The organism is uncultured Bacteroides sp. (assembly GCF_947632445.1).
In the GTDB taxonomy this organism is placed as follows: domain Bacteria; phylum Bacteroidota; class Bacteroidia; order Bacteroidales; family Bacteroidaceae; genus Bacteroides.
Genome location: NZ_CANRPM010000092.1, coordinates 1 through 8,345, shown reverse-complemented (window position 1 = coordinate 8,345; position 8,345 = coordinate 1). Strand labels below are relative to the sequence as shown.

Sequence of the window (8,345 nt, the reverse complement as noted above, 5' to 3'; positions counted from 1 at the left end):
TTATTATCTTTTTCATATCTTCATCTCATAATATTGCATTAGAACACTCTATATCAGTTAGTTTCTACCCCCCCCCTGGAGTGGGCTCGGTACCTTTATTACCAACGAATTGCCCTGTACCCGATGCCTGATTTCCATTTGTATTATCCGTATAATCATCGGGGGTCATCCCCACGAAACGTCCCGTATGGTTGCCATTAATTCCCTGTGTCTTCACACTTGCTGCGGTAACGCCTGCTCCGACACGGCAATCCGTCAAACTGCCCCCTGATACATAACCGAAGCCTCCGCCCGTAGCGAAGATCATCATGTTGGCATTGGTAGGCTGCTCAACCGTTTCCGTCCCGCCTTTGACGGTTCCCCAAATGGTGATTCTCTTGATTTCAACGGTCGAAGCCTTACCTGCTATACCACCGCAATAGGAATAAGAATAGGTTACATTGTCGATGCCATGACTGATGCCGCCGGTGACAGCTACGTTCGCCGTGCAGTCGAGCAGCTTGCCGTTACTCTCGCTCTCGTTTACAATTTCGCCGACCAGTCCGCCGATGTAGCACTGGGCCGCATTCAGCTGCGAAGCGTCCACTACGGCATTGATACTGGCATCCTGCATCGTCATCACTTCCTTTCCTACCAGACCGCCCGCCTTCACATTGCCGTGACTGTATATCGGGAGGCTGAGCGTACATTTCCCCGGAACCGGAGTCTCTGTCAACCGACTCTCCGCGCAAGTGACGCCGTCGATGGTTGCTCCGCTCTGTCCCGCTATTATGCCCACACAGATATCCTGTCGGCTGTTCAGTATTCCGTCTCCGTCTCTCTGCACGGTGAGCTTTACGTCGCCCCGCAGCTCCACATTTTCGATTATGGTGGTTCTTCCCCCCGTAGACACCGCCTGCCGTCCTGCCACGCATCCGATCGAGTAGGTGCTGACCGTGGTACTGCTCATTAGGCAGCTATCGAGGTGCACGGTCATATCCACCTTGTCTAAGAGCAGGCCGGACACTTTCCCTCTGAAAATGGCAGCCAATATGCCGAAGTCGGTATTGATGACACCCTCCGTTGCAGTTTCCCCTTGTATCCTCACGCTGTCCATTCTCTGAATATCCTTGACCTTAATGTCCAATTTCGAGTCGCGGATGGCAAGGTTGTAGATCTCCCCGTTTTCGACGCTGTAGAATATCGGATAGGCCACGTTCAGGAAACTGTGATAATCGCCGTCCAATATATTACCCTCCATTCGAGGCAGTTTCCAGTCGGGATGGGCTCCTCTATAACCTTTACCGGCAGGAACAACAGATGACGGCGCATCTTCAGCGAAGTCGCCCGTTCCCAGAATGTAATCTATCGGATTGAAGTTATGGAAATCCACATCCCGCAGCAGGCGCGGATAGGCCTCGCCGGTCGATTTCAATACCAAATTGCCGGATTCATCGGTCACATCGCTATTAGACACGATCCCCGCCAGCAGGTCGGGAATATGGACATAGCCCAAATCGGTGCCCGGCTTGTCGGGGAAATCCGTCTGCGGCTCCGGTACGATGCCCGTGCTTCGCTCTACCGAAAGTTCGTAGTGGATGCCCGCCTTCAGTGTGTCCAGTTCATCGGAGGTAAACGACAGGTAGGGATGATTGTTCACATAGTTCAGCTTGCAGTTTTTCCCGTATGTATAGGTTGCATCCGATTCCCGCGTCTCGCCCTCACTCTTCGTAGAGGGGGCAAGATAGAAATCGACCCAGCTCTTGCTGTCCTTGCCTTCCCCCTCGACAACACGCTTGCGGGAAATGACATAGTGCCCATCACCCAAATCCGTTACAGCGCCCATTGTCGTGCTCCTCAGCGACTCCACAAAACTGAATTTCAGTTTATTTGCAGTCGCGTCATATTCCAATTTATAGGCATTCGGGATCTCCGAAGCCGAAGCTTCAGCTCCGGCATTTCCGTAAAGCCAGTAGATGTCGGACATTTCTGTCTTGACATCCGCTAAGGTCAGATGCGTGCACAGATGCCGGAAGTTGAGATATACGGATTCCCCATAGTCCGCGTGGAACGTGCAATACAGCGGATCCGTTCCTTCCTCGATATTGCCAAGCAGGAAAACGGTGTCCCGAACTTCCGTCCCGCCGGAGAAGGCGCCCTTAATGCCTTCGACGTAATAGGCCGTAAATTCGGCGCTTTCCACACCGACGGGCCACATCAATTTATTAACGGGCACATCGGGTTCCCATTCGTCCAAAGTCGAATTATATTTGTAACAGCAATACTGCTGCCTACTATTTTTGTCTGTTATCTTCTCACCGTTGAAGACGGCGGTAATCTGTATCGCATCGCCGTCCTTCCACTCTCTCACGGAAGGGGCCGTGCGGGTCGCCGCATCGGACACGGCACGGAGCGCCACACGACTTACCTCGATATGCACCGGCATCGGCTCCGTCGCCACCCCTGCATCCGAAGCCTCCGGCAACCGGTCGTCACATGCCGCCGCGAACAATACCGCACACGCCGCAAGTGCCCTGCCGAACCGCTTTATATACAATCGCATTTTCATATCCGTTACTCTCCTAATTGTTTACTACAGTCATATCATTCTGGTTGTTCTCCACGCTTCCGGCTTGATAGTCACCGACAAGGTCGTCCTGCGTCCCAGCCGTTCCCTTCATGGAACCGCCCTTGAATACGCAGTTTTTCACCGTTCCGCCCTTCATCGTTCCGACAGCCGCACCGACCTTCGTTTCAGAAGAAGCGCCTGACAACCAGCCGTTCGTGACCCGGCATCCATCAATGATACCGCTATTCTCCATCGTCCCCGCCAGCAGGCCAACGGGTACCGTATCGGTGGACTCGACTTGGAGACCCTCGAAACAGAGGTTCTTCAAGGAGCCGCCGGTATCTATCTTCTTGCAGAAACTTCCATTCAAGCGGCAGTTGCGGATAGTCTTGCCACGCCCGTCGATGGGTATTACTAAATTGTGGATCATCAAGTTATCCATCTCATTATCCCCGGACAGATCTATATCGTTCGTCAGGAAGACCGTGAAAACGCTATCGGTGCCATTGAAAATCGCATCGCCCCATTCCGTCAACTGCTTAGCGTTATTCGCAATCTCCTCTTTACTATAGGTTTTATTCTCCTCAAACAACTTATTGTAGTTCATTATAAAATTCTTGTAGGCACTCGCGTCGGTGATGCCGCGGGGAATAGTCTCCTTTATCTCTTCCGTGTTCCATTCCTGCACATCCACAGGAAAGACCGATGCCTCGAAGCCTTCCTTTACGACACGGACGGTATAGATGTAGGAACCCCTGATGCCGTACAAGTAACCGCCGTCCATCTGTCCCACGAATGTCTTATAGTTATCCACGGGAATCTCGATGTCCTCGCTGCCATCCGACGGGTCAAGAATAATAGCCTGCACCGTCACGCCGGAAACTTCGGCTGCATCGGGGTTATCCGAGTGCCACCACATCATGGGCCTGCACGGCACGATGACATCCCAGCGTTTATTATCTCCACCTGATCCGTTGGGAAAGGTTCTCAGCCGGCGCGACTCGGCGCTTGTCGCCGTGTCGTCATACACAAGTTTCATCACGGCACCGGTGATACCGGAAGCCATCACAATCTGCTCGTCCTGCTGCTCAGTAAAATTCATATCAATCCATACGCTCTTAACCTTCCGTTCGAGTTGCAGGTAAATGTCGCCGTCGAATTCCTTGAATCCATCTCCGAGCGCCACGCGCACAATAGCAAACGTATGCCAAAACAAATTTGCCGAGTTCATCGTTGCGCCGTCTCTCGAATAGTTCGTCGTAAGGAAATCAATGACACGAAGCGGCTCTTCATGTTCATCAGTGCCTTCTTTTTTGGCATAAATGTCGGCCAATGTATCCTTGCCTTCCGTATAGGGATAATACGAGAAAATTCGCTCCATCCGGTTCGGGTCTGCTTGGGCGTAATCGGACAATATATCCGAATTGAATGTGCGTCCGTTGAAAATCAGCTTCAGGTTCAAGAAGTTCGAAGAGCTGCCCCCTTCGATCTTTCCGCCTCTGGAAAAGAACCCGACACTGTCGCCCACTGAAAAACCGCTGTTGCTGTACTTCACCTTCAGTGCTGAGGCAAGCGGCGGATCAATCCCGTTCGCTATGGGCATAATGCCGGATTGAAGGGATATCCGGCTCACCTGTCCATCCGGGATTGAAAAACCGCTTTCGTCCGCACGGTCGCTGCAGGCTCCGAGGATGCAGCATACGACTCCTGCACACAATCCTCCGAGCAGTCTATGAATAAGTCTTTTCATATCGTTATTTTTCATATCTCTTCATATTAATCTGACAGCATTTTTCCTTTGAGAGCCTCACTGTTGTCCTTTCCTCCCTGCAGTCCGTCAACTCCGTAGACGGTGTGCCCATGCAGATTCACATCGAAATGGTTGTATTTATCGGTATCGGGGATTTTGCATTCAGACGGAAGATCTTCTGTTGTTTCTTCGAAATCGTTGAAGAAGTGAAATGTGAACTTTTTACTCTTTCCGTCGAGATTACCGTAACGTTCCAATGGTTCGGGCTTCGTCGTGCCGGGTTCCCACGTAGGGTCACCCTCGGCATACTTTTTGAACTCGCTCACTGCATTCTTGAAATCCTCTGCACTGCGTATGCCGCCACGATCCGTGCCCAACAACCACGTTCCCTTATCTTCCCATTGCCGGACCGTCGCCTCGATGTTTATCGCCGGCGGAGCATCGGTAATCTCCACTTTCAGCGTGATGTTCTGACCGCTCCCGAATTCACTGAAGGTTTGCGGTTCGCCTCCTATTGTAATGTTTCCGGGCAGCATACCCGCCCAAGTCCTATCGCCGATTTTGAGATACAGCGTCGGACGCAGGGAGTTGTTTTCTCCAGCACTTAGATGCGTAGTTTGCGGTGGCATAATCAGATAATGGGTGCGGAATGTTCCTTCTTTATCCGGGACGCGCAGCAGCGGCTCGCTCTTGTCAGCCGATCCGAGCAGGTAGAGGTCGCTTGTGAAAACCTTATCACCGCTTTTTTCGAGTGCCAGTACCCAATTGCCGGATTCAAACTTAATACTGTCTATCAACACTCCCGGACTATCAGCCCCCAAGATACGCTCTATCCCGTAACATTTCTCGGCAAGCGGGGACAGCCAGACCTGCACATCCTTTGTTTCGATATTCTGTATGGCCGGGGCGGTAATTTCCACATGGACACGTGACATAAGGTGCCGAAGCGGAATATCTATCCAACGCTTATTATTGGAATTAGTCTCTGATTCATAATAACGGCCTGCTATCAAGTCGTTCTGGGCCATAGTGCCGTCCTCCGGTTCTACCTGTGCCTTATACCGTGCCAGCAGACTGTCACTCACTTCTTTGCTAAAGCCGGCGAAATTCACAAACCTGCCTTTACCACTGACCGAGCAGCTGTTGACAGGATAACCACTATCGGCCCATCCGATTGGTCCATTGTCCAAACCAATTGTATAGTAGCCATACTCTGTTATCAAATCGCTCCATTTGATTTCAATGATACTATCGCGTCTCCACTCGAACTCGCCATATCCTTTCGAGAAATTCGCTTTAAAATATTCTGTGTAATTTATGCCGCTATATTCTGTGGAATCCAAGCCTTTCCATTTGGTCGAAAGCACCCACATCTCATCATTCTTCAGGGGGCCCTCCGAATGGGTCGCACGGGTTTCGAGCATTCCTCCGATATCGGCCCGAATCGTCAACGGGCCGTCATACATCCCGGCAGCGGCAGGATCGGATAACGCCTCTTCCCGACTGCAGGCCGCCATCAGGCACAACGCCGCTGCACATACCGCGATGCCCCGCAATGCCTGCCCGGCCCTGTGTCCCGTTATGTCATGCGTTTTCATTTTCATCTTTTATCCGTTTTTTATCTGTAAATCATTTCCCCATCTCCGTAACCGGTACATCCGTCTCCGCTTCTGTCCACGGCTCGATAGTGGCCCTCACGACCTCCATCTTGTCCACATTGCGGGACAGGTCGAACTCCAGTACCGAAATATGTCCGCCCTGCAAGGTCAAAGAATATTCACTGTCGTTGATCTTAGTGGGCGTATAGGTATAGTATCTGTCTGCACGCGAAAGCGGGTCTTTCAATTTCAGTCTCAACAGGGGTTGAACTTCTTGATCTGCTGTCCACTCCATTGGCGGCACTATTCCGCAAAAGCCGTAGGTGCGACAGGAGTCTTTCTCCATTTTCCCCTCGTCCACCTGAACATCTTTCAGAAATGGCCCTGACGTGTAGTAACGGTACATCGGAATAGCTTCGGCTCTCTCGCTTGTATTGGGGAGAACCGAGAGCAAGTTACCCGAACTGTAGTCGGCCGTATGCGTTATCGAATAGTCGACAGGAACATTCGTCATAAACAATTTCACCGAATCCTTCTCGTAACCCGACGGCAGCCTATCCGGTATGGCATCACCTTCCCCCGCGTTCACGTGCCCCTTGTCATAGTCGGGCAGGGTGATGCGGACGTCCAGCATGGAGAATACGTGCCAGAACACCAACCTCATCGCAGCATAGGGATAGTCTATCGAGTGTTTCCGATAGGCAAGCATCATATCCGAGTTCAGGAATCCGTCCTTCGTACTCTGGTCTCTCTCAATGACAGGCGCATTATCCCTCACTCCCGGCTCGAACTCCTTCCACCACGCGGCATACAACTGGAAATAGTTAGCTCCGTCGCTTATCAAGTCGCTGGCGTAGAATCCGTATTTAACGTCCGTCGATGGTATGGAATCCGGCACAAAAAGGTACTCGGAACGACTGTCATTGGTACCTCCATCTAACCACTTGTCCTCTTCATCCGAACCTTCGGGAAAACCGCTCTCGTTTTTGTACTTCTTCCATACATACTGGTAAACAGAACTGCTTCCCTCTATGTTGAACGAAGGCTCCTCTTTATCTGTATTCGTATTACAGATGCGGATGACATCCCCTTCGGTAAACGTCTTTTTCAGCAACAAGTCCCGCGCGGCAACTAACTTGGGAGTAATAGTGTCCGAGGCATCGGCCCGCGTTGTGATCCCCGCAGATGCGGATCCCGCAATTCCGGCGGTAAAATACAAGGGATGCTCCCGCACGGGGAGCGGGTCGGGTGCAACCTCGTGCTCACATCCGGCAAATGCCCCTACCGCGAAGCAATATACGATTATGTTCCATGTTTTCATTGCTTTCTTTCCTTTCGTTTCTAACCGTTATTCAGGTTTCAACTGTCCTTCCACGGGGGCATCCACATGCCAGTTCTTGATCGACACTTCCAAATCGAGCTGTCCCTTATCGGCGAAAGTCGCCGTGATGATGACATGGGTATTCCGCAAGAGCGTCTTCACCTGGTCCAAATGATAGGCCTCCGCCGCACCGGCAGGATAACTACTGGGCTGCCAGTAATGCTCGCCGCTTTCATCCGTCGTCGGTGTATTCTGGTATTCCAACGTATTGAACCTCATCGTGTAACGTTGTGCGTCCGCTCCTTCGGGAATGTAACGGCTTTCGAGGAAATAATAGGTGATCGAATCCTTCGCGGGCGTAGGCTCCCTATCCGTAAGTCCTCTTTGGGGCACACGCAAACCTTTGACCGTTTCGGTAGTGGTATTGTCACTCGTCGTCCTCCGTACCGTTGCCTCCGCTTCATAATCATCGCTGAACGGTGACATCACCACCCCTTCGGGCGTATCGAATTCCAGTTCCTCCTCATGTCCGCCGCTCCCGATGTGTTTGGCGTACCATGCTATCCAGTTATCATAATCGGTTCCGGTACCGAAAAGCGATGAGTTCTTTTCTGCCGGCACATGGGGCAGGAGCCAGGACTTATCGGCCGTGTACTGCAACTGCCAGTTCTTCACGGCTATATCACCCATCAGACGGTCATTGATGTACGTGAAGGTAATCTTGTTCGCCGCACGGACAATATAGCTGTTGAAGACACTGATATTGACAATGCCCGTATTACCCGGTTCGAACTCGACATCGCGGTACTCGGCGCTCATGGGGATTCCATTGGGCGTGCCGCCCTTCTCAGGCTTGACAAATTCTTGCAGCTCCTCGTTCGTGAACGTTACGTCTTTGATAGCCGCGAGGTACTTGTCAGTGATGTCCTGCTCGAAATCTTTCCGATGGTTGCCGCCGTAGGCTCCCTCTTCAGGGTCGAGATGACCGCTCAGTCCCTCCGTCTCCTTGAACATTCTCTCGAATATCGGCTCGCTGTTGGCGAACAGGTAAACGTTCCTGGACTTGCCGATCCATTCCTGCCGGACGAGGAATATCAGCCGCAGGTCTTCGAGATAGCCGTATTTATA

Annotated in this window: 5 protein-coding genes; all 5 read right to left on the bottom strand. The window is 51.7% G+C overall.

Features of this window, described 5'->3' with window-relative positions; all coding sequences use genetic code 11:
* Window positions 1–64: 64 nt before the first annotated feature.
* Entirely contained in the window at window positions 65–2,548 is a 2,484-nt protein-coding gene (locus tag Q0Z70_RS12435; RefSeq protein WP_298074981.1) for a fimbrillin family protein, read from the bottom strand.
* Window positions 2,549–2,561: 13 nt separating this feature from the next.
* Window positions 2,562–4,298 (bottom strand): hypothetical protein, encoded by a 1,737-nt coding sequence (locus Q0Z70_RS12430; RefSeq protein ID WP_298074980.1) that lies wholly within the window; start codon window positions 4,296–4,298, stop codon window positions 2,562–2,564.
* A gap of 26 nt (window positions 4,299–4,324) precedes the next feature.
* Window positions 4,325–5,902: a hypothetical protein gene (locus Q0Z70_RS12425; protein ID WP_298074979.1), complete on the bottom strand. Its 1,578-nt coding sequence runs from the start codon at window positions 5,900–5,902 to the stop codon at window positions 4,325–4,327.
* A gap of 25 nt (window positions 5,903–5,927) precedes the next feature.
* Window positions 5,928–7,217 (bottom strand): hypothetical protein, encoded by a 1,290-nt coding sequence (locus Q0Z70_RS12420; RefSeq protein ID WP_298074977.1) that lies wholly within the window; start codon window positions 7,215–7,217, stop codon window positions 5,928–5,930.
* Window positions 7,218–7,244: 27 nt separating this feature from the next.
* The coding region (locus Q0Z70_RS12415; RefSeq protein WP_298074975.1) for a hypothetical protein at window positions 7,245–8,345 on the bottom strand (1,101 nt) is incomplete at its 5' end.